This window comes from Cobetia sp. PS-4MA, from assembly GCF_057670765.1.
This window is the reverse complement of sequence record NZ_CM173107.1, coordinates 3448365-3469411: the sequence shown is the minus strand read 5'-3', so window position 1 is coordinate 3469411 and position 21047 is coordinate 3448365. Positions and strand designations below refer to the sequence as shown.

Sequence of the window (21047 nt, the reverse complement as noted above, 5' to 3'; positions counted from 1 at the left end):
ATGCTCGCAATCCCCTGTCGCCATCCCCAAGAAAGGGTGCACCAGACAACGTTGACAGGGGAGGTCAGCATGATGGAGTGGATCGCGAATCACTCGAAAACCATCTCGGCGATTGCCAGTATCGGCTCGTTCTTCATCTGGCTGGTCTACGCACAGCTGCTGTATCACAACTTCCGTCGCCAGCGGCGCCCGCGCGTGTTGATCAATCGCGGCAAGTCCAAGGGGATCGACAGCCTGTGCATCGTCAGCAACATGAGTGCCGAATCGATCTTCATCGAGCACATCATCGCCCGGCTGGATACCAGTCATGGCAGCCTGCTGATGGATGTCACCGAGTTCGAACGCAGCTATCAGGAAGGTGACGAGCAGAGTGACAATCAGCAGGATGGCGACAGCGAACAGTCCGCGAAGGAGGCTTCCAGCAGCAGTGAATGGCGTATCTCCGATACCACGCGTCAGGGGCCGCTGGGCTCGGGCGACTTCCTGCATATCGGGACGTTCTCTGAAGTCATCGAGCGCATGGCGCGCCGCAATGGCATCTCGCTCGACGGTCACTGGCCCAGCAATGAGCAGCTGAAATTCCAGCGCCTGACGCTGCGCATCATCGGCATCTATGGCAGTGAGGACCACCCGATCGGCGTCGAGCGTGCCTTCCGTCTGCACGATGCCAATGGAGAATGTGCGCTGGTACCGGAGCGCTGGGATTCCAATCGCCTGTCATCACGCCGTCAGCGTCACAAGTTGCGCAAGCTTCTGAATCGCATCAGTGGGGAAGACATCAGCGAGCAGTCTACCTTCCAGCCTCCGAGTGACGACGAGTCGCGCGACAAGACGTCATGAGCGCGGGCACATGAGGCTAACGCATGAACTACCGGTCGCATGAAGCTCTGGTCGCATGAATCACCGGGCGCATGAATCATCACAAGCACGACAGCGGTGTCTTCACACTGTCAGGGCGTCGAGGATGGGGTAGGCTTTCCTGAGCCCCATTTACGGAGATCCTCGGATGCAGGAACGCGTCACGCCCTTTCAGCTGTTCATTCTGGTGCTGTCACTGTATGTCATCGGTGCGATGGTCGTGGATCTGATCTTCGAACTGTCGCCTCCGGTCCAGCGACTGCTGCAGTACATGGACTACGTGGTCTGCCTGTTCTTCTTCGTCGATTTCTGCAAGCGGTTCGCCAGTGCGAAGAGCAAGCGCGAGTACATGAAGTGGGGCTGGATCGACCTGCTGGCCTGTATTCCGGCAGGCCTCTTCCAGGGGGCGAGGCTGTTTCGCGTGGTGCAGATACTGCGAGTGCTGCGCGCCATCAAGTCGATGGAGATGATCTGGAAGCTGCTGTTCCGCAATCGCGCCGAGGGGGTGTTCGCCTCTGCGGCCACTGCCACGGTGCTGCTGGTGGTCTTCGGCGCACTCACCATGCTGATGGTGGAGACTCCCAACCCCGACAGCCCCATCAACACTGCCGAGGAGGCGCTGTGGTGGGCCGTCGTGACGGTGACCACCGTCGGCTATGGGGACTATTATCCCATCACCACCCTGGGGCGGGTCGTGGCCGTGCTGTTGATGGTGGGAGGCGTGGGGCTGTTCGGGAGCTTCGCGGCCTACATCAGTTCGATCTTCATCGAGGATGACAGTGAGCAGGAGGCGCGCGCGGCGCGTGCCCAGCGCGACATGACCCGCGCGCTCTATCACCAGATCAGCGAGCTGACGACCGAGGTGCGTGAATTGCGCACCCGGCTCGATGAAGTGGCGGTGATGCAGGGGGAGTCGCTGGCGGAGCGCGAACAGCGCCGTGAGGCGCTCCAGCGTGAGGTCAATGACGAGATGGCCCGGCGTCTGGACGAGGCCGGCACCACTGCGCCGCAACGCAAGACGGACCCCGGGCCTGACGGAAAGCGTTGAGTCGTGGTCGGGCCAGAAAAAAGCCCCTGACACCCAAAGGTGTCAGGGGCTTTTGCATGCCTCGAGGCGTGCCCGGCTCAGTCGAAGTTGCGCGAGTAGAAGATCTCGAGCATTTCGCGACGCAGGCGGCTTTCGATGTTGGTGGCTTCCTCGAAGGTCAGCTCGCGACGCGAGGTGCCGAAGAGGTAGTTGTCCAGCTCGAAGTCCTTGAGCAGCATCTTGGTGTGGAACATGTTTTCCTGATACACGTTCACATCGACCATCTGGTAGGCACACTTGGTGTCTTCCGCCAGGTAATCCTGGATCGAGGTGATGTCGTGATCGATGAACAGCTTCTTGCCATCCACGTCGCGGGTGAAGCCGCGCACGCGGTAATCCATGGTCACGATGTCGGAGTCGAAACTGTGGATCAGGTAGTTCAGCGCCTTCAGCGGGCTGATCATGCCACAGGTCGAGACATCGATATCCAGACGGAAGGTGCTGATGCCGTTGTCCGGGTGGGACTCAGGGTAGGTGTGCACCGTGACGTGTGACTTGTCCAGATGGCCGACGACCGTCTCGGGCAGCGGGCCCGGGCCCGGCTCCGTCTGGGCGGGGTCCGTCTCTTCCAGCTCATGCTCGGCGATCAGGATGGTCACGCTGGCACCATGCGGCTCGTAGTCCTGACGTGCGATGTTCAGCACGTGGGCACCGATGATGTTGGTGACATCCTTGAGTATCTGGGTCAGGCGCTCGGCGTTGTAGAGTTCATCGATATAATCGATATACGCCGTACGCTGTTCTTCGGTCTGCGCGTAGCAGATGTCGTAGATATTGAAGCTCAACGAACTGGTGAGGTTGTTGAACCCGTGAAGGCGGAGTTGATCGCTCACGTCCAGGCCTCCTTGAGATGGGAGGGTGGTATGACATCCGATGCCTCTATCACGCCCGTGTGGCGTTGCCATCCAGGGGTGAACATCGGGCCGAAGAAGGTGTCCTGCGGCGCTCGTTTCGTGGCCGATGGCCGAGGAGCGACCGGGAAGACAACCGGTTTGAGGGGCGTATTATGCACAGGCAGGGCTGACACGCCAGCGTCAATTCCCGTCGAGCGTCGCTCGCTGGCGTGAGTCCCCCCTCTGCCACCCGCCGTCAGATCGCTCATGGCGGCGGGTGGCAGAGGGGGAGTGCCGGGAGATGATCAGGCGGCGCTGTCGATGACTTCGTAGGAGTGCGTGATCTCGACGCCACCGGCGCTGAGCATCAATGACGCGCTGCAGTACTTTTCGGCGGACAGCTCCACGGCGCGTTTTACCTGTGCTTCCTTGAGGTTGTAGCCCGTGACCACGAAGTTGACGTGAATGCTGGTGAAGACGCTGGGCACGCCATCGGCGCGCTCGGCCGTGAGGTCTGCGCGGCAGTCCGTGACCTGCTGGCGGGCCTTCTCGAGAATCTGGATGACGTCAAAGCTGGTGCAGCCGCCCAGCCCCATCAGCAGCATCTCCATCGGGCGCGGGCCGGTGTTGCGTCCGCCATTTTCCGGATTGCCATCCATGACGACGCTGTGGCCGCTGCCGGATTCCGCGAGGAACTGGCGACCATCGGTCCACTTGATGCTGGTGTTCATTGCCATGACGAATTCTCTCCCTTCGGTGAATCAATGAGTCAGTGAGGTGCACCGGTGCGCAGGCGGGACCGCACGAAGGCGCACAGAATAGCATTGCCGCGCCCGCGGCCGGAGGAACGTCCGGCGCTGAGCTTATGCCTGCGAGCTCATGCCTTTGGATGTGTCGGGCGATCGCTGAGCAGCCTGTCCAGCTCGTCCAGTCTTTCCGGCGTTCCGACGTCGATCCATTCGCCACGGTGATGCAGTCCGCGTGCCTCCCCGCGCTGCATGGCATCGCGCAGCAGCGGTGCCAGCTTGAACACGCCATCACCCTCTCGCAGAGCCGGCGTCTCGTGCAGGGCGCGCCGGATCAGGCGTGGGGACAGCCATGACACGCCGGAGAAGGTCAGGCGGTCTGCGTTGTCCATGCGCTCGTCCGTTCCATTCACGGGGTCGTCGCGCACTTCGCCATCCTGCATCAGCAGGAAGTCGCCGCTCGGATGGTGTGGCGGGTTGTCCACCAGTACCAGGCCCGCCAACGGCCTTGGCGGCAGGCTCTGAGTCTGGCTGGCCAGTGCCTGAGCCATCAGCGCCCCGAGATCCACATCGCACCAGACATCACCATTGATCAGCAGGAAGGGTGTCTCGTCGGCGTCATCGGCCGTCAAAGCGCCGGGCAGTGTCAGTGCGCGTGCGATGCCGCCACCGGTCTCCAGTGGCGTCGTCTCATGGGAGAACGTCAGCGTCAGTTCGCGCCCGCGACCCTGCCAGCGCGCCTGCAGCAAGCCGCAGGGAGAGCGAGCAGCGGCGAAATGCTCCAGGATCTTCTGCGCAAGATGGCCGACGTTGATGACGATGTCATCCACGCCTGCGGCTTCCAGCCTGAGCAGGTGATGCTCCAGCAGCGGGCGTCCTGCGACGTTCAGCAGCGGCTTGGGCGTGTGGTCAGTCAATGGACGCATGCGAGTCCCGAAGCCCGCGGCCAGAATCATCGCGCGCATCAGCCTTTCTCCTGCGTGACATCTGTCTGACGTGCCTCGGCGTTGCGCATCAGGCGTGCCGCGCGATCGGCCAGAGCGGCCAGCTCATCGTAGTCGTCGAGGTTGATCTCCGGCGTCTCGCCATTGGCCAGTCGCAGGCCTCGTGCCTCGCACTCGGAGGCCAGACGCAGTGACAGCGCCGGGGTCAGCACCTCATCCAGCCAGTGGGTGAAGGAGATCAGTTCGGGGCAGAAGGCCAGACCTTCACGCAGATGGCCGAGGAAGCGTGGCATCAGCGTCAGATAGCGTGGCTTGGCGTCGCGCAGGGTCAGGCGCGCGAAGATGCCGAGAATCTTGAGATTGCGCTGCACGCCCATGCGCTCGACGCTCTGACGATACGCGAGCGGGCTGGGGGCCGGCAGGCCAGCGGCGTCATAGCGTGGCAGGGCGGCAAGGCGGGCCTGTTCGATCCAGCGCGCCATGGCGGGCTCCGGCCAGCGCCAGTGGCGGTCACGCAGCAGCGAGATCAGGTCGTAGTTCTCGGGACCGATGACGGCATCCTGGAAGTCGATGATCCACAGCGTCTCGCGCGACTGGCCGGCATCGGCATGCAGGAACAGGTTCTGGGCATGGAAGTCGCGGTGCACGGTGACGAGAGGTTGCGCGCGCGCGGCCGTCAGCAGCTGTCCGCAGAGCGTTTCCCAGGCGGCGTAGCGGCGGTCATGTGGCATGTCGAGCAGCTGCTCCAGACACCATTCGGGGAAGAGGTCCATCTCGGCCTTGAGGCGCGCATCGTCATAGGCGGGCAGGTCGGCCAGCGGCAGTTCATGCAACTGCTCGAGCAGGCCGATGGCCTCGCCATAGTAGTGGTCGGCGTGTTCGGTGCTGGTCAGGGCCGTCATCAGTGGCGTATCACCGAGATCCTCAAGCTCCAGAAAGCCTCGGGCGTCATCGAAGGCGAAGACCTCGGGCAGGGGCAGGCCGGCTTCCCGCCACTGGCGAGCGATGGCGACGAAGCCATGGCTGTCCTCCTTTTCCGGCGGTGCATCCATCAGGATGCGGGGCGACATGCCGGGGACGCTCTCATCGAGATGCAGACGGAAGTAGCGACGAAAGCTGGCGTCGTCGGCCACAGCGCTCATGCGGACGGCGTCGGGGGTGAGGTCGTGGCGTGCGGCAGCCCAGGCGTGGAGGGCCTGACGGCGGGCGTCGGATGTCATGGGGCGGGGCTCCTGTCGGCGGATACGGGGGCCGGCTGTCAGTTGACGCCTGTGCCGCGGCCCCGCATGCTGGGGTGTGGTGACCACAGGACAGGCGGAACCGGCAAGCAGGAAGGCCGGTTGCTGGGCCTGTATAATACCGATTCCCCCAGCCAAGGACACAGAGCAGCCATGGCCCAGCGCAGCCATTCAATACACACGGGCAAGCCGGTGTCCGCCCTCGGGCGGCCGCATCGTCGTCTTGCGTCTTCCACGACGGCGACGCGTCTCCCCGTCAGCCAGCCGGCGACATGGCGGCTCAAGCCGCTGGTGCTGCGTCTCCTGTGGACGCTGGCCCCGCTGGCCGCTGGCGCGCCGCTGATGGCGCAAGCCGCCCCGCCGGAGCCGCTGTCGGCAAGCCAGCTCGACTGGCAGCCTTATGAAGAGGTGCCGCAGGGGCAGCTGTGCAGCGGTCGCTACGTGACACCGGCCTACCGGATCGATGCGGGTGACACGCCCGAGCAGGTCGCGACCTCCGCCGACAAGGCCAATTATGGCAATGATGGCGTCGCGACCCTGATGGGCGAGGTAGTGCTCAGACGGGGTGATTCCCAGCTGGAATCGCCTGAGGTCAGCGTCAACGAGGCGCGAGACACCGCGACGGCCAAGGGCCCGGTGACCTACCGTCAGCCCGGCGTGCTGCTGCGCGGAGATGATGCCCGCGTCTCGCTCAACAGCGACGCGGCCAGCGTCGACAATGGTCACTACGTCTTCCACAAGCAGCGTATCCGGGGGGATGCGGTGCAGTTGGCGCGTCTGGAAGATGGCCGTTATCGCCTGAAGGATGCCAGCTTCACCTCCTGTGAGCCGGGCAACAGCCTGTGGCGTCTGGTCGGCAGCGATATCACCATCGACCGGGAGTCCGGTTGGGGGGAGGCGACCCACGCGCGCATGGAAATGGGCGGCGTGCCGGTCTTCTATTGGCCCTATGTGCGTTTCCCGGTCGATGACCGCCGCCACACCGGGTTGCTGTGGCCGCAGCTCAGCTACACCAGCTCCAGCGGCTTCGATTATGCCCAGCCCATCTATCTGAACCTGGCCCCGAATTACGATGCCACCATCACGCCTCGCTACATTTCAGAGCGCGGTGAGATGCTGGAAGGTGAGTTCCGTTACCTGCTGCCGCGTGGCGACGAAGGCACGCTGGAAGGCGCCTGGTTGGCCGATGACGATGGCGGCAGTGATCCGGATGACGATGAAGAGGATCTCATCGGCGAGGATCGCTGGTACATCAATTACCAGCACTCTGGTCGCTATGACGCGCGCACGGCCTATCAGCTCAAGTATGGCGCGGCATCCGACGGCAATTACTTCGATGACTTCGGGCGCAACTTCGGCGAGACCGAGACGGACAGCCTCGAGCGTCTCGCGCGACTGAATTACCGTGGCGACGTCTGGGATCTCGAGTTCAAGGCGCAGGGGTATCAGCGGATGGACTTTCCGCTGGATGACGAGGACAAGCCGTTCTATCGCCTGCCGAGCCTGACTGCCAACGCGCGCTGGAGCCAGACCAGCGGCTTCTATGAAGAATGGAATTCCAACGCCACCTACTTCTGGCGTGATGTGGACGAGACCGACACGGACATCGACGACGATGAAGCCGCCAACGGCACCCGTCTGCGTCTGGCGCCGGCCGTGGGCTGGCGCAGCGATCAGAGCTGGAGCTTCATCGAGCCGCGTGCCCAGCTGATCAGTCTGAGCTACGACCTGGACTACGGGGATCGCGAGACCGATCGTGACAGCAGTACCTCGGCGACCATTCCGGTGCTGTCACTGGACAGCGGCTTGATCTTCGACCGTGATACCGAGTGGTTCGGCGAAGGTTACAAGCAGACGCTGGAGCCGCGTCTGTACTACGCCTATGTCCCTGAGGTCGATCAGTCCGACTTCCCGGACTTCGACACCTCCGAGGATGCCTTCAGCTGGAATCAGCTGTGGTCTCCCTACCGCTTCAGCGGTGGCGACCGAGTGGGCGACACCAACAAGATTTCCTACGGCGTCTCCTCGCGCTTCATTAGTGACGAGAGCGGTCGCGAACGCCTCAAGCTGGGCGTTGGCCAGTCCAGCTACCTGTCGGACCGCAACATCGACATGGATGGGGACCCGGACAAGACGTCGCGCTCCGACTTCGACAGCTACTCCGATTACTATCGGGCGACGCGTGACCGCTCGCCGGTGGTCTTCCAGGCCGATGTGGTCCTCAACGACCAGTGGACCGCGACCCAGGCCGTGTTCCAGGACTTCGATCGCGGTGTCACCGAAAGCGCCCAGACATCACTGCGTTATCGCGCCAAACAGGGCACGGTACTGAACTTTGGCTTCAATCGTGAGATCGAAGGGTTCGTGCCTTACGATGATGAGGACGATGAAGACGTGCTGGGCTATACCCGCAACGAGTGGGATTTCTCGTTCGCGACGCCGGTCAGCGCAAGCTGGTCGCTGCTGGGCCGCTATCAGTACGACAGCACCAATTCCCGCTCGCTGGAGAAGGTGCTGGGTGTCCAGTACAACGACTGCTGCTATGGCGTCCAGGTCACCTGGCGGGAATGGCAGGATGACAACGACACCGCCAATACCATCTCGGATGATGAAGAGAAGAACGGTATCTTCCTGACCTTCGAGTTCAAGGGACTGGGTGGCGTCGGCCAGAGCGCGGACAGCTATCTGGAGCAGGCGGTGCCGGGCTATCGCAACGCCGGTTTCTGACCCCCGGGATGCGTCACGCACGCTGACGACAGGGCGCCGCTGCAAGGCGGCGCCATCAACATTTTTACGTCGAGAGAACACCCGATGCGCAAGACCCTGATTGCCCCGCTGGGGCTGGCATTCGCGCTGGCAAGCCTGCCGGTGAGTGCCGCCGAGTTGCTCGACCGTGTGGTTGCCGTGGTCAACAAGGACGCCATCATGCAAAGCGACATGGAGCGGCGTGTCTCCCAGGCCAGCCAACAGCTGCAGAGTCGCGGTATCAACCTGCCGCCGCGCAATGTGCTGGAGCGCCAGGTGCTCGACCGCATGGTCAATGAGCAGATTCAGCTGCAGATGGCGGAGCAGGCCAATCTGAGCATCGATGACACCCAGCTCAATGCCACCCTGCGGGGAATCGCCAAGGACAATGGTCTGAGCCTGGAGGCCTTTGCCGACAAGCTCGAGCAGGATGGCATGTCGCTGGCCGATGTGCGTGATCAGGTGCGTCGTGAACTGCTGGTGCAACAGATCCAGCAGCGTCGCGTGGCCAGCAAGGTGCGCATCTCCGATCGCGAGATCGACCGGTATCTCAACCAGCAGGACGTCGGCAGTGATATCCAGTATCACCTGGCGCACCTGCTGGTCGCCCTGCCGCAGGAGCCGACACCGGCTCAGGTCAAGGCGGCGCGCGAGCGTGCCGATGGTCTGCGTCAGCAGATCGCCGATGGGACGGACTTCGCCCAGGTGGCAGCGGCGGAATCCGCTGGCAGCCAGGCGCTGAGTGGCGGGGATCTCGGCTGGCGCGCCGGCGGTGAGCTGCCGAGCGTATTCGCCGATGTGGTGCCGGACATGCAGGCAGGTGAGGTGTCCCAGCCGTTGCGCAGTGCCAGCGGCTATCACCTGGTGAAGCTGATCGAGAAGCGTGGCGCAGGCAAGTCATTGATTTCCCAGACTCAGGCGCGTCACATCCTGATCCAGCCCAACCCGAACATGAGTGATCAGCAGGCGCTTGAGCGTGCCGAGTCCATCCGCCGTCGCGTGCTGGGTGGCGAGGACTTCGCCGCGCTGGCCCAGGAGTTCAGCGACGACAAGGGCAGCTCTCTCAAGGGTGGCGAGCTGGGGTGGGTCAGCCCGGGGCAGACGGTGTCGTCCTTCGAGACTGCCATGAACGCCCTGAAGGTGGGTGAGGTCAGCCAGCCCATCAAGACGCGCTTCGGCTATCACATCATCGAGGTCGAGAATCGTCGTCAGCAGGATGTCACCAATTCCAGCCAGCGTGACAAGGTCCGCAAGACCCTGTTCCAGCGCAAGCTCAATGACGAACTGGAAGCCTGGCAGCAGCAGATCCGCGCCGAGGCCTATGTCGACAACCGCCTTGATGAGCAGTGAGCGCGCCATGTCGTCCGAGGTGATCGCGCTGACCGCCGGGGAGCCGGCGGGCATCGGTCCCGAGCTGCTGGTGATGCTGGCGGCTCAGGCCGAGGACTTCCCGGCGCAGCTGGTCGCGGTCGCCGATCCCGACCTGCTGGCCAGTCGTGCCCGGCTGCTGGGGCTTTCGCTTGAATTGCATGAGCTGAGCCCCGGCGACCCCCTGCCACCGGCCCGCAATGGTCATCTGGCCGTATGGCCGGTGCCGCTGGCGGTGCCCAGTGAGCCGGGTGTGATCGATGCGCGCAACGGTGATCATGTCCTGCAGATGCTCGACGTGGCCATCGCCGCCTGTCAGGCCGGACACGCCAGTGCCATGGTGACGGCGCCGCTGTCCAAGGCGGCCGTGATCGAGGCCGGCCACGCCGGTTTCACGGGGCATACCGAGTATCTGCGCGACGTCTGCGGTGTCGAGGAAGTGGTCATGATGCTGGCGTGCCCGGGACTGCGTGTCGCGCTGGCCACCACCCATCTGCCGCTGCGTGAGGTGGCTGACGCCATCACGCCGCAGGGGCTGACACGAGTGCTCACTATCCTGGCGGAAGATCTCAAACGCTACTTCGGGCGTGAGACGCCGCGCATCGCGGTGTGCGGACTCAACCCCCATGCCGGCGAAGGTGGGCATCTCGGCGTCGAGGAGATCGAGGTGATCTCACCGACGCTCGAGGCACTGCGCGCCACGGGCATGCAGCTGGCGGGGCCGCTGCCGGCGGATACCCTGTTCACGCCACGTCATCTCGATGGCGTGGATGCCGTGCTGGCGATGTATCACGATCAGGGGCTGCCGGTGCTCAAGTACGCCGGATTCGGTCAGGCGGCCAACATCACGCTGGGCCTGCCCATCGTGCGTACCTCGGTCGATCACGGTACCGCGCTGGATCTCGCGGGCACGGGTCGGGCCGATGTCGGAAGTCTCGTGCAGGCCGTGCAGGTGGCCATCGAGATGGCAGCCGCCGCGCGAGCCTGAGATAATCCCCCATCATCTGGCGTGACCGTCCATGCGGCACGCCGAGCGCGCACCTCAAGCAGGCGTCGCCGCTACCCCAGTCATTCGACCATCCAGGATGGTCTCGCCGTCCTTTCCATGTCCCTCGATGCCTCTGCATCGATTCCACAGGTGAAGGATGGCGTCTTGTTGTCGGGAGTCCACAGGGCTCCCCGGAGGAAAGTCAGTCCCATGTCCCAACATTTCCCGGCGCATCGTGCGCGCAAGCGTTTCGGCCAGAACTTCCTGCAGGATCTTGGCGTCATCTCCCGTATCGTCAGGGCCATTCGTCCGGCAGAGGGGGAGCGGCTGGTCGAGATCGGTCCGGGGCAGGGGGCGCTGACCGGTCCGTTGCTGGAAGCGGCGGGCAAGCTGGAGGTCATCGAGCTGGACCGTGACCTGATCCCCGGGCTGCGCGTGCAGTTCTTCAACTATCCCGATTTCGTCATCCACGAGGGCGATGCCCTGCGCTTCGATTTTCCGGCGCTGGTGGGCGATGGTCCGGCACTGCGCGTGGTCGGCAACCTGCCGTACAACATCTCCACGCCACTGATCTTCCACCTGCTGGAAGCGCGTGGCGCGATTGCCGACATGCACTTCATGCTGCAGAAGGAAGTGGTCGAGCGTCTGGCGGCTGAGCCGGGTGGTACGGACTGGGGCCGTCTGTCGGTGATGACCCAGTATTACTGTGCGGTCGAGAACCTCTTCCTGGTGCCGCCCAGTGCCTTCTTCCCGGCGCCAAAGGTGGACTCGGCCATCGTGCGTCTGGTGCCGCATGCCGAGCTGCCGCATCCGGCGACTGACGAGAAGCTGCTGGCCATCATCGTGCGGGAAGCCTTCTCCCAGCGTCGCAAGACTCTGCGCAACAACTTCAAGGGGCGTATCGATGCCGAACAGCTGACGGCGCTGGGCATTGATCCCTCGCGTCGCCCGCAGACGCTGACGGTCGCGGAGCTGGTGATGATCACCAACCATCTGAGCGCCCAGGGCATGACCGCCAGCCAGGCGGACAGCGCGCCCCGCAAGCGCCCCCGCAGCAATGTCGGTCACGGTGAGGTCACGACCTCGCAGGCCGCCACTGACAGCGATCACGACGCATGAGCGGCGTGGCGGACATTCATGTCGACGCCGTACCGGAGTACTGCGCCGACGAGAGTCGTCCGAGCGAGAACCGCTTCGTGTTCCGCTACACCATCACGGTGCACAATGGCAGCGACGAGACGATCCAGCTGCTGGCGCGTTACTGGAAGATCACCCAGGGAAGCGGCAACGAGCAGGAAGTCCGCGGCAAGGGGGTGGTCGGCAAGCAGCCGCTGATCGCCCCGGGGGAAAGCTTCCGCTATACCTCGCGGGCCGTCCTCGACATGCCGGTCGGCGTGATGCAGGGGGCCTATACCTTCTCCGATGCCACCCATGCGCGCACCTTCGAAGTCGCCATCGCGCCATTTCGTCTGGCCGGGCCGCATCAGGTGCATTGATGCCTGCCGAGTCTCGGGCCAAGTCGGGACATGGCCCATCGGTCTGTCGCCGTCCTGAACGAAACCATCAGCAAGTCATTCACGTAGCAGGCCGCCAGGCGGCCGGGGGAGCAGCATGACGCAGTGGGCGATTGGCGATCTGCAGGGATGTCACGTTGAGTTCGAACGCCTGTTGCAGCGTCTGGAGTTCACGCCCGGACGTGATGTGATGTGGTTGGCCGGAGATCTGGTCAATCGCGGGCCGGGCTCGCTTGAATGCCTGCGCCATGCCAAGGCTCTCGGGGACAGTGCGCGCATCGTGCTGGGCAACCATGATCTGCATCTGCTGGCGGTCGCGCATGGCTTCGGGCGCCTCAAGCGTTCCGATACGCTTCAGCCCATTCTGGACGCGCCGGATCGCGACGAGCTGCTTGACTGGCTGCGTCGCCAGCCGTTGATGGTGGAAGAGACCATCGATGCGCGGCGCACGGTGATGACGCATGCCGGCGTTCTGCCCGGCTGGACCTTGAATCAGGCGGCAGCGCTGGCCCGCGAGGCGGAAGCTGCACTGGCGGGGGACGCCTATCGCGAGTTTCTCGGCGAGATGTATGGCGACACGCCCGATCTCTGGCGGGAGGATCTCAGCGGCATCGCGCGGCTGCGTTGCATCGTGAATGTCTTCACCCGCATGCGTTTCGTGGACCGCGAGGGTCGCATGGACTTTGCGGCCAAGGAGGGGCTGGATTCCGCGCCCGAGGGCTATCGTCCCTGGTTCCAGTTTCCGCGTCCCGAGGGAGCCTGGGATGACTCTCCGCGCCTGCTGTTCGGCCATTGGGCGGCGCTGGAAGGCGAGACTCCAGCGGCGCGCCAGGATGTCGCGGCACTGGATACCGGCTGCGTATGGGGTGGCGGGCTGACAGCGCTCGATCTCGAGACGGGGCAGCGCGTGTTCGAACCGGCGGTGACATCGCGCGACTGACTCTGCAAGGCGCCTCCCCTGCGCGGCGCACGTCCATTTTCCTGTCCCTATCTTCAGCGGAGTTCCCATGAGTTTCGAACATCTTGATCTGGCGTCACTGGCGCAATGGCGCGACGGCGAACAACCCTTCGTGCTGCTGGACATCCGTGATCCGCTCAGCTTCACCCAGGGGCGCATTCCCGGCAGCCGGCATCTGGACAACGCCAGTGCAGGGGCGATCCTGGAAGAGACACCTCGCGACACACCGCTGGTAGTGGTGTGCTATCACGGCCACTCCAGTCAGCAGGCAGCGGCCTGGCTTGCCGGGCAGGGCTTCGAGAAGGTCTACTCTCTCGATGGCGGTTTCACCCAGTATCAGCTCACCCATGGCGACGATGTCGAAAGCGGTAGCTGATCCCACCTTTGCCTGATTGTCTCATCTCCCTTCTGCCAAGGAGTCCCCATGACTCGTAGTGCCCCTCATCGACTTGATGCGTCATCGGACCGCCTGCTGCAAGGGCTCGAGGTCTATCGGGTAGGGGGCGCCGTGCGCGATGCGCGCCTGGGCTGGCCATGGCATGAGTGCGATTTCGTGGTGGTGGGCGCGACGGTCGAGGACATGCAGGCGCGTGGTTTCCGCCCGGTGGGGCGCGACTTTCCGGTCTTCCTGCACCCTCAGACGCAGGAGGAATATGCGCTGGCACGCACCGAGCGCAAGTCCGGACATGGCTACGTTGGCTTCACCGTGCATGCCAGCCCCGACGTGACCCTGGAAGAGGATCTCGTGCGTCGTGATCTGACCATCAATGCCATGGCCGAGCCGCTGGACAGTCCGCCCGGCGAGGGCGAACTGGTGGACCCCTACGGCGGACTTGCGGATCTCGAGGCACGACTGTTGCGCCACGTCTCCGACGCCTTCAGTGAAGACCCGCTACGCGTGCTGCGCGTGGCACGCTTCCTGGCACGTTATCAGGGGCTGGGTTTCACGGTCGCCGAGGAGACTCGCGCGTTGATGCAGGGGATGGTCGAGAGCGGCGAAGTCTCGCATCTGGTCGCTGAGCGTGTCTGGAAGGAAACCGAGAAGGCGCTGGGGGAAGCCAGTCCTGAGGCCTACTTCCAGCTGCTGGATGAGCTGGGTGCCCTGAGCGTGCTGATGCCGGCACTGGCGAGGGAGGCCCGTGCGCTTGAGTCAGCGCTGGAGCGGCTGGATCGCCTGCCGCGACAGCTGGTCGATGAGGCGGAGATGGTCTGCTGGCGCATGGCACGGCTGGTGGAGCACCTGTCGCGTGAGGAGATCGATACCCTGGCGCAGGAGCTGCGTCTGCCCAGTGCCGTGCGCGATGCGGCTCAGCAGGCGCGTCTGTGCCGAGAGCTGAATGATGCGTCGCATCGAGAGGGTGGCGTGCAGGCGGAAGATCTCAAGGTCTGGCTGGATGGCGTCGATGCGTGGCGTCGTGGTGAGCGTCAGTCGGTGCTGGTGGCCTTGCTGGCAGTGGAAGACAAGGGGCTGGCGCGGCTGGGCAATGCCGCCTGGCAGGCCGCGACGGCGGTCTCGCCGCAATCCCTGGTCGCTCAGGGGCTCAAGGGGGCCGAGATCGGGCGGGCGATGGGCGAGCAGCGTCAGCAGGCGATTGCCGAGGCGTTGCGTGAGTGGCGAGCCACGCCAGAGGTCCATGCGCCGCACTGTGGTTGTGGCCACGCTCACTGAGAGGACGATGCACGCAGAGGCAAGGGTCGGGCTGCGGAGTGAGGGTCTACAGGCGCGGTTCGCTGCCATCGCTCAGGCGGCGCAGATTGAGCGCGTGACGCACCACGATCAGACTGGCGAAGACGAGTATCACGCCGCTCATTTCCGGCGCCAGCCACAGGCTGAAGAGCGGGGCGGCAAGCCCTGAGACGAGTGAGGCAATGGCGGCGGTGCGCAGGCGCCACGCCAGTCCGATCCACAGGGCAGCACAGCTCAGGGCCACGCCCGGTGCCAGCATCAACAGCACGCCGAAGGCGGCAGCGACAGCCTTGCCGCCTCGATGTCCACGATGCCATAGCGGCAGGCTGTGGCCGATCAGCACCGCCAGTCCGATCAGTCCCAGTGCCCAGGCGGGCAGGGCGATCTCGCCACCCAGCCACAGGGCAGGCATGCCCTTGGTGGCATCGAAGGCCAGGACCAGCGCGGCAGGCATGGCACCGTGCAGTCGCAGTACATTCGAGAAGCCCGGATTGAAGGAGCCGGCCAGCCGCGGGTCGGTCAGGCCCAGGCGCTGGCAGATCCACACCGCTCCCAGAACCGACCCTCCCCCATAGGCCAGTGCCAGCAGCAGGCTCAGCTGCTGCCAGTGTGCCAGCGTGGCCACCCAGCCGATGATGTCGCTCAGCATGCCTCCCCCGCACATGACCCGCTGCGCGCCGTCAGCCATGTCGCTTGCGGACAGGCGCATCGCGCGGCTCGGTTTGGCCAAGCAGGGGCTGGGTGCAGTAGAATCTCGGGCATGATGGCGGGGCCTTTGGCGGCGTCGTTTTACTGGTTCATCCGACAAGCATAGAGGTAACGCCATGGATCGTGTGCTGATCGAGGCTCTGGCAGTTGAGACCGTGATAGGAGTCTATGACTGGGAGCGTACCATTCGCCAGCGTCTGGTGATCGATCTGGAGATGGCGACGGACATCCGTCCTGCCGCGGCCGGGGATGATCTGACGCATACCCTTGATTATGCTGCCATCAGCGCTCGGATCCAGACCTACGCAGACGACAGCCAGTTCGAGCTGGTGGAGACCTTCGCGGAGCGTCTCGCCGCGCTGCTGCGGGAAGAATTCGGGATTCCCTGGCTCAGGATGACGGTGCGCAAGCCGGGGGCGGTCCCGGAGGCGCAAGCGGTGGGCGTGCGCATCGAGCGTGGCACGCTCGTGGATGTCAGCGCATGACTCTGGTGCTTGTCTCCATCGGCAGCAACATCGAGCGTGATCATCACGTGCGAGTCTGCCTGGATGCCCTGGAGGCGACCTTCGGGGAGCTCACGCTGTCTTCCGTCTACGAAAGCGAGCCGGTGGGGTTCGTCGACGGGCGCAATTTCTACAATCTGGTGGCGGGATTCCACAGTGACTGGAGCGTCGGTGAGCTGCAAGCCTGGTGCAAGCAGGTCGAGTTCGCCAACGGACGCCTCGAGGGCAGCCCCAAGTTCAGTCCGCGTACGTTGGATATCGACATCCTGACGGTCGGTGAGCTGACCGGCGAGATCGACGGTGTCCTGCTGCCGCGTGAGGAAGTGGATCGCAATGCCTTCGTGCTGCTGCCACTGGCGGAAGCCTTCGCCGAGCAGCGCCACCCGGTGCGTGGGGTCGACTATGCCAGCCTGTGGCAGTCATTCGTCGAGCATGGGCATGCCGAGTCGCAGCCCTTGTGGCCGGTGGAGTTCAGCTGGCGTTGTCGGAGGATCTCCCGCACCGGCGTCGCGCCGTGATGAGGCGGCACTCTGCGCGGTCTGATCACGGCGCTGAATGACGCTCGCGCCATGACCTGCGCCACATGAAGCACGAACGCCCTGCCGGGTAGCCCGGCAGGGCGTTGCTGTTTTCATCGGAACCGTTTTCATCGTAGCCGTTTCATCGCAGCTACGCCTTTTCACGGCCGCCGAGACGCGCCGGGAGCGGCAGTGATCAGTCGTGATGCCCCTGCGGCGCGGACAGGCTATCGAGAGGCCAGCGTGGTACGGCCTTCATCGGGCCAGTGTCCTGCTCACCGGCGTTCAGTCGTTGTGCCCCCACGTAGGCGATCATGGCGCCATTGTCGGTACAGAAGCGACCGCGCGGATAGTAGGCGCGGGCGTTGCGCTTGGCCAGTTCATGGCTCAGGCGCTCGCGCAGGCGGGTATTGGCACTGACGCCGCCCGCCACGACCAGACGCTTGAGACCGGTCTGATCCAGCGCGCGGCGGCACTTGATGACCAGGGTGTCGACCACGGCTTCCTCGAAGGCGCGCGCGATGTCGGCGCGATGCTGTTCGTCCGGCTCGCCACTGGCCTTTGCCTTCTTGAGGGTGACCATGGTGTGGGTCTTGAGGCCCGAGAAGCTGAAATCCAGTCCGGGGCGATCCGTCATCGGGCGCGGGAAGCGGTAGCGCTTCGGATCGCCCTGCTCGGCCAGCTTGGCAACCTGCGGGCCGCCGGGGTAGGGCAGTTCCAGCATCTTGGCGGCCTTGTCGAAGGCCTCGCCTGCGGCATCATCCACGGACTCGCCCAGCAGCTCGTACTCGCCCAGCCCGCGCACCGCCACCAGCTGTGTGTGGCCACCGGAGACCAGCAGCGCCACGAAGGGAAATTCCGGTGCGTCGTCTTCCAGCATCGGGGCCAGCAGGTGGCCTTCCATGTGATGCACCCCGAGCACCGGAATCTGCCAGGCTCTGGCCAGGCCATGGGCCGTCGAGGCGCCGACCATCAAGGCGCCCACCAGCCCCGGGCCTGCGGTATAGGTGATGGCATCGATGTCAGCGGCTTTCAGATTCGCCTCGTCCATCACCTGCTGGATCAACGGCAGCAGCTTGCGGGTATGATCGCGAGAGGCCAGCTCCGGCACCACACCGCCGAATTCGGCGTGCATGGCGATCTGGCTGTAGAGGGCGTCTGCAAGCAGGCCCTGGTCCGTGTCGTAGATGGCGACGCCGGTCTCGTCGCAGGAAGTCTCGATGCCGAGCACACGCATGGCTGACTCTCAGGAAATATCAGAAGTAGGGGGCGGCACGGCCAGCGAGGCTGCCTGAGCGAGCCCGAGAGGCGAGGGTGCCGTGAATGCGCGATATTCTACTGGCTGTGAGCACGGGTGTCGCGCCAGCTGGCGTTATGCGAGAGACGATTTCCGGTTTCCGCGTTTGCAAAGGCGGGGACGGGTGTCTAGAATATGGCACTCTGCAAGACTGGGTCGTGCATCCGACCACCCCGCAAAAGCTCCCCGAATCATGATTCCAGCCAGCGACGGCTACCCTCACCGGTGGTGTCGCAGGCGACTGATTGATGCTGGATCGACCTGCAGGTGGCGGTTTACCGTCGCTGGCTGGTGGCTCCTGAGGAGTGGCTGCACCGGATGTGCGTTCAAACCGAACTCATGATCTCAAGGTAGGTGAGTGTTTAATGCCTTCAGTTAAAGTACGTGACAACGAGCCGTTCGACGTCGCCCTGCGCCGTTTCAAGCGCTCCTGCGAAAAAGCCGGTGTTCTTTCCGAAGTGCGTCGTCGTGAGCACTACGAGAAGCCGACCGCTGTTCGCAAGCGTCAGCAGGCGGCCGCTGTAAAGCGCCACGCCAAGAAGGTTCAGCGTGAGCGCAAGCGTTTCGAGCGTCTCTACTGATCCGTACTTTTGGGGAGTGATCCACTGCTCTCTGGAAGGACACCAAGCGGCTGCCTCACGGTGGCCGCTTGTTTTTGTCTCTGGTGATCCGTTTGTTCCCGAGTCGTGTGTCAGTTCACTGCACACGTTGCTGTTTCTCGAGGGATGGCCTGACCCGAGCGCTGTCGTCGATGTGATCGCCCGTTGGCGTGATGTCGACTCACTGCGTTGGGGTCAGTCCGTTTTTCCATGACTTCTGGCGAACCATGGCTGGTCTCATCCCGCAAGGCTTCATAGACGATCTGCTGGCCCGTACCGATGTGGTCGAGGTGGTAGGTGAGCGTGTCCAGTTGAAGAAGGCTGGCAAGAGCTATGTCGGCCTGTGCCCCTTCCATCAGGAAAACTCTCCCTCGTTCAACGTCATTCCGGACAAGCAGTTCTATCACTGCTTCGGGTGCGGGGCGAGCGGCAGTGCCCTCAAGTTTCTGATGGAATTCGATCGTCTGCCGTTTCCGGAAGCGGTCGAGCAGCTTGCCTCGCGTCTGGCGCTCGAGGTGCCCCGTGAAGGCGGCAATCAGAGCCCCCATGAACGTCGTGAGCGCCAGCGCCGCGAGCAGGCCCGTGAAGAGGGTGTCAATCTGCTTGAGGCGGCGGCTGACTTCTATCGCCAGCGCCTGACGGAACCTGCCGCACAGCCCGCCCGTGAGTATCTTGAGGGGCGTGGGCTGTCGCGTGAGGTGATGCGCGATTTCGGTATCGGCTTTGCGCCCCAGGGCTGGGAACATCTCAAGCACCATCTGAGCAAGCTGGGTGTCAGCGAAGAGGTGCAGATCGAGTACGGCCTGCTGATCCATCACGAGGAGAGTGGGCGGCGCTATGACCGCTTCCGCGATCGCGTGATGTTCCCGATCCGTGACTGGAAGGGGCGCACCATCGCCTTCGGTGGTCGCGTGATGGGCGATGCGAAACCCAAATACCTGAATTCCCCCGAGACGCCTGTCTTCCACAAGGGGCGTGAGCTCTACGGCCTGTATGAGGCCCGCGAGGCGAATCGCAAGCTTGAGCGCATGCTGATCGTCGAGGGCTACATGGACGTCGTGGCGCTGGCGCAGTATGGCATTCGCAATGCCTGCGCCACCCTGGGCACCGCGACCAGTGAGGAACACCTCAAGCGCCTCTATCGGCTGGTCGATGAAGTGGTGTTCTGCTTCGACGGTGACAAGGCTGGCCGTCAGGCCGCGCGCCGGGCACTGGAGACGGTGCTGGACGTCATGATCGATGGCCGTCAGGCACGTTTCCTGTTCCTGCCTGAGGGTGAAGACCCGGATTCGCTGGTGCGCAGTGAAGGGCAGGAAGCCTTCGAGAAGCGGGTGACCTGCGCCTCGGGGCTCTCCGAGTTCCTGTTCGAGCAGGCGGCGGAAGGGCGCGACCTCAAGCGCATGGAGCAGCTGGAGCGCTTCGTGACCCAGGCGCTGGAATGGATCTCCCGGGTGCCCGAGGGGGTGCTGCGTTCACTGCTGCTCAAGGAGCTGGAGCGCCGCAGTGGCCTGGAGCGTGAGCGGCTGGATGCCATGCTGGTGGAGCGTGCCGCGGCGCGTGATGCCCAGCAGGCGCGTCTCCGGCAGCATCAGCAGCTGCGCCAGTCGCACTCCGCCGCTCCGGCGGGGAATCGCCTGGAAGGTGGCAGTCTGAATGAACCGCAGGGTGGCGACTGGTCATCGCTGGATGCGATGGCAGATGCCGGCTTCGGTGAGCAGGATGCAGAGGGCTGGCAGCCGGAGGACTGGGCGCCACCCCCGGAGGCTGGTGGTGCCTCGGGTGGGCGGTCTCGTCCGGGCGCTGCCTCGCATGGCGCGGCGCGCAAGACGTCACCGCGTCACTCGGTCAGCATGCTGACGCGCCTGCTGCACCTTCTGGTGCATGAGCCGCAGCTGGTGGCGGAGCTGCCGGCAAGCGATGAATGGATCGAAGGCGCCGGCGAGCCGGCAGACAGTGAGGATGTCCGTCTGCTGGTCGAGGTGGTGAGATTGCTCAAGGCTGGCCAGTATCGTTCGCCTCAGGTGCTGCTGGCGCACTTTCTGGGCACTGCTCAGGGGCCGCGCCTCGAGCAGTTGGCCGCGCGTGAGTTGCTCATCCCGCGTGAAGTGCGCAGCGAGGAGCTGAAGGGGCTGGTGGAGCATTGCCAGCATCAGCTGGCGCGCACGTCACCCGAGGCGGAATACCAGGCCTTGCTGGCCAAGGAAAAGCAGGGCGAGAAGCTGTCGGCTGAGGAGAAGCAGCGGCTGATGGCCCTGCTGATGCAGCTGGCAACGCGGCGCTGAAGCTCACGGAGCCTTTCGGTGACCGCATGTGGGAGATGGGCCGTCCTCGCGGATGAAAAAGCGTTGGCTGACCTTGAAAGACGCTCTCACACACACTATCTAATGGGGTAGTTCCCGATGCGGACTGCCGCAACGTAACCGATAACGCTAACACACCTGGATGGTCCGGCAAAT

Annotated in this window: 20 protein-coding genes; 14 read left to right on the top strand and 6 right to left on the bottom strand. The window is 64.1% G+C overall.

The window, feature by feature from the left end:
• The first annotated feature begins 69 nt into the window (after nucleotides 1-69).
• Both AC26AR_RS14580 and AC26AR_RS14575 read left to right on the top strand, forming a co-directional pair.
• Complete coding sequence (locus AC26AR_RS14580; protein WP_176494269.1) at nucleotides 70-840, top strand: hypothetical protein; 771 nt, start codon at nucleotides 70-72, stop codon at nucleotides 838-840.
• A gap of 166 nt (nucleotides 841-1006) precedes the next feature.
• Complete coding sequence (locus tag AC26AR_RS14575) at nucleotides 1007-1906, top strand: ion transporter (protein WP_077378068.1); 900 nt, start codon at nucleotides 1007-1009, stop codon at nucleotides 1904-1906.
• 77 nt (nucleotides 1907-1983) lie between these two features.
• Here AC26AR_RS14575 and speD read toward each other — a convergent pair whose 3' ends face one another.
• The 4 genes from speD to AC26AR_RS14555 all read right to left on the bottom strand — a co-directional run bounded on the left by speD (nucleotide 1984) and on the right by AC26AR_RS14555 (nucleotide 5688).
• Entirely contained in the window at nucleotides 1984-2778 is a 795-nt protein-coding gene (gene speD / locus AC26AR_RS14570; protein ID WP_077378071.1) for an adenosylmethionine decarboxylase, read from the bottom strand.
• 305 nt (nucleotides 2779-3083) lie between these two features.
• The gene (locus AC26AR_RS14565; RefSeq protein WP_077378074.1) at nucleotides 3084-3509 is read right to left on the bottom strand and encodes an OsmC family protein; all 426 of its coding nucleotides are present in this window, start codon (nucleotides 3507-3509) and stop codon (nucleotides 3084-3086) included.
• A gap of 146 nt (nucleotides 3510-3655) precedes the next feature.
• The gene (locus AC26AR_RS14560) at nucleotides 3656-4489 is read right to left on the bottom strand and encodes a nucleotidyltransferase family protein (RefSeq protein WP_488107256.1); all 834 of its coding nucleotides are present in this window, start codon (nucleotides 4487-4489) and stop codon (nucleotides 3656-3658) included.
• Nucleotides 4489-5688, bottom strand: coding sequence for an aminoglycoside phosphotransferase family protein (locus tag AC26AR_RS14555; RefSeq protein ID WP_488107255.1), 1200 nt, complete (start codon nucleotides 5686-5688; stop codon nucleotides 4489-4491). Before AC26AR_RS14555 ends, AC26AR_RS14560 begins: the two co-directional genes overlap by 1 nt.
• Nucleotides 5689-6048: 360 nt before the next feature.
• Between AC26AR_RS14555 and AC26AR_RS14550 the strand changes: the two genes are divergently transcribed.
• The 8 genes from AC26AR_RS14550 to AC26AR_RS14515 all read left to right on the top strand — a co-directional run bounded on the left by AC26AR_RS14550 (nucleotide 6049) and on the right by AC26AR_RS14515 (nucleotide 14948).
• On the top strand, nucleotides 6049-8433 hold the full coding sequence (locus tag AC26AR_RS14550; RefSeq protein WP_389371058.1) for an LPS-assembly protein LptD: 2385 nt from the start codon (nucleotides 6049-6051) through the stop codon (nucleotides 8431-8433).
• An 84-nt stretch (nucleotides 8434-8517) separates the two neighbouring features.
• Complete coding sequence (locus tag AC26AR_RS14545; protein ID WP_077378083.1) at nucleotides 8518-9801, top strand: peptidylprolyl isomerase; 1284 nt, start codon at nucleotides 8518-8520, stop codon at nucleotides 9799-9801.
• Nucleotides 9802-9808: 7 nt separating this feature from the next.
• A complete protein-coding gene (gene pdxA / locus AC26AR_RS14540; RefSeq protein ID WP_084207861.1) occupies nucleotides 9809-10807 on the top strand; it encodes a 4-hydroxythreonine-4-phosphate dehydrogenase PdxA in 999 nt (332 codons plus the stop codon).
• Between the two features lie 210 nt (nucleotides 10808-11017).
• Nucleotides 11018-11926, top strand: coding sequence for a 16S rRNA (adenine(1518)-N(6)/adenine(1519)-N(6))-dimethyltransferase RsmA (gene rsmA, locus AC26AR_RS14535; protein ID WP_077378089.1), 909 nt, complete (start codon nucleotides 11018-11020; stop codon nucleotides 11924-11926).
• The gene (apaG, locus tag AC26AR_RS14530) at nucleotides 11923-12303 is read left to right on the top strand and encodes a Co2+/Mg2+ efflux protein ApaG (protein ID WP_077378092.1); all 381 of its coding nucleotides are present in this window, start codon (nucleotides 11923-11925) and stop codon (nucleotides 12301-12303) included. Before rsmA ends, apaG begins: the two co-directional genes overlap by 4 nt.
• Nucleotides 12304-12418: 115 nt before the next feature.
• Nucleotides 12419-13261, top strand: coding sequence for a symmetrical bis(5'-nucleosyl)-tetraphosphatase (locus AC26AR_RS14525; RefSeq protein WP_141392525.1), 843 nt, complete (start codon nucleotides 12419-12421; stop codon nucleotides 13259-13261).
• Between the two features lie 67 nt (nucleotides 13262-13328).
• Nucleotides 13329-13655, top strand: coding sequence for a thiosulfate sulfurtransferase GlpE (glpE, locus tag AC26AR_RS14520; RefSeq protein WP_077378098.1), 327 nt, complete (start codon nucleotides 13329-13331; stop codon nucleotides 13653-13655).
• Between the two features lie 48 nt (nucleotides 13656-13703).
• Nucleotides 13704-14948, top strand: a complete 1245-nt coding sequence (locus AC26AR_RS14515) for a tRNA nucleotidyltransferase/poly(A) polymerase-related protein (protein WP_279855963.1) — start codon at nucleotides 13704-13706, stop codon at nucleotides 14946-14948.
• A gap of 46 nt (nucleotides 14949-14994) precedes the next feature.
• On the opposite strand, the gene AC26AR_RS14510 is transcribed toward AC26AR_RS14515, so the two are convergent.
• Nucleotides 14995-15675, bottom strand: coding sequence for a glycerol-3-phosphate acyltransferase (locus AC26AR_RS14510; RefSeq protein ID WP_240499643.1), 681 nt, complete (start codon nucleotides 15673-15675; stop codon nucleotides 14995-14997).
• A gap of 115 nt (nucleotides 15676-15790) precedes the next feature.
• Here AC26AR_RS14510 and folB point away from each other — a divergent pair, with 115 nt between their 5' ends.
• Together folB and folK are read left to right on the top strand one after the other, a co-directional pair.
• On the top strand, nucleotides 15791-16159 hold the full coding sequence (gene folB, locus AC26AR_RS14505) for a dihydroneopterin aldolase (protein WP_077378104.1): 369 nt from the start codon (nucleotides 15791-15793) through the stop codon (nucleotides 16157-16159).
• Nucleotides 16156-16695, top strand: coding sequence for a 2-amino-4-hydroxy-6-hydroxymethyldihydropteridine diphosphokinase (gene folK / locus AC26AR_RS14500; protein WP_077378107.1), 540 nt, complete (start codon nucleotides 16156-16158; stop codon nucleotides 16693-16695). The genes folB and folK overlap by 4 nt, the downstream gene beginning before the upstream one ends.
• 196 nt (nucleotides 16696-16891) lie before the next feature.
• Here the strand turns inward: folK and tsaD are convergent, their stop codons facing one another.
• A complete protein-coding gene (gene tsaD / locus AC26AR_RS14495) occupies nucleotides 16892-17932 on the bottom strand; it encodes a tRNA (adenosine(37)-N6)-threonylcarbamoyltransferase complex transferase subunit TsaD (protein ID WP_077378110.1) in 1041 nt (346 codons plus the stop codon).
• 425 nt (nucleotides 17933-18357) lie between these two features.
• Here tsaD and rpsU point away from each other — a divergent pair, with 425 nt between their 5' ends.
• A complete protein-coding gene (gene rpsU, locus AC26AR_RS14490) occupies nucleotides 18358-18573 on the top strand; it encodes a 30S ribosomal protein S21 (RefSeq protein WP_024951433.1) in 216 nt (71 codons plus the stop codon).
• 245 nt (nucleotides 18574-18818) lie between these two features.
• Nucleotides 18819-20873: a DNA primase gene (gene dnaG / locus AC26AR_RS14485; RefSeq protein WP_077378113.1), complete on the top strand. Its 2055-nt coding sequence runs from the start codon at nucleotides 18819-18821 to the stop codon at nucleotides 20871-20873.
• Nucleotides 20874-21047: the final 174 nt, after the last annotated feature.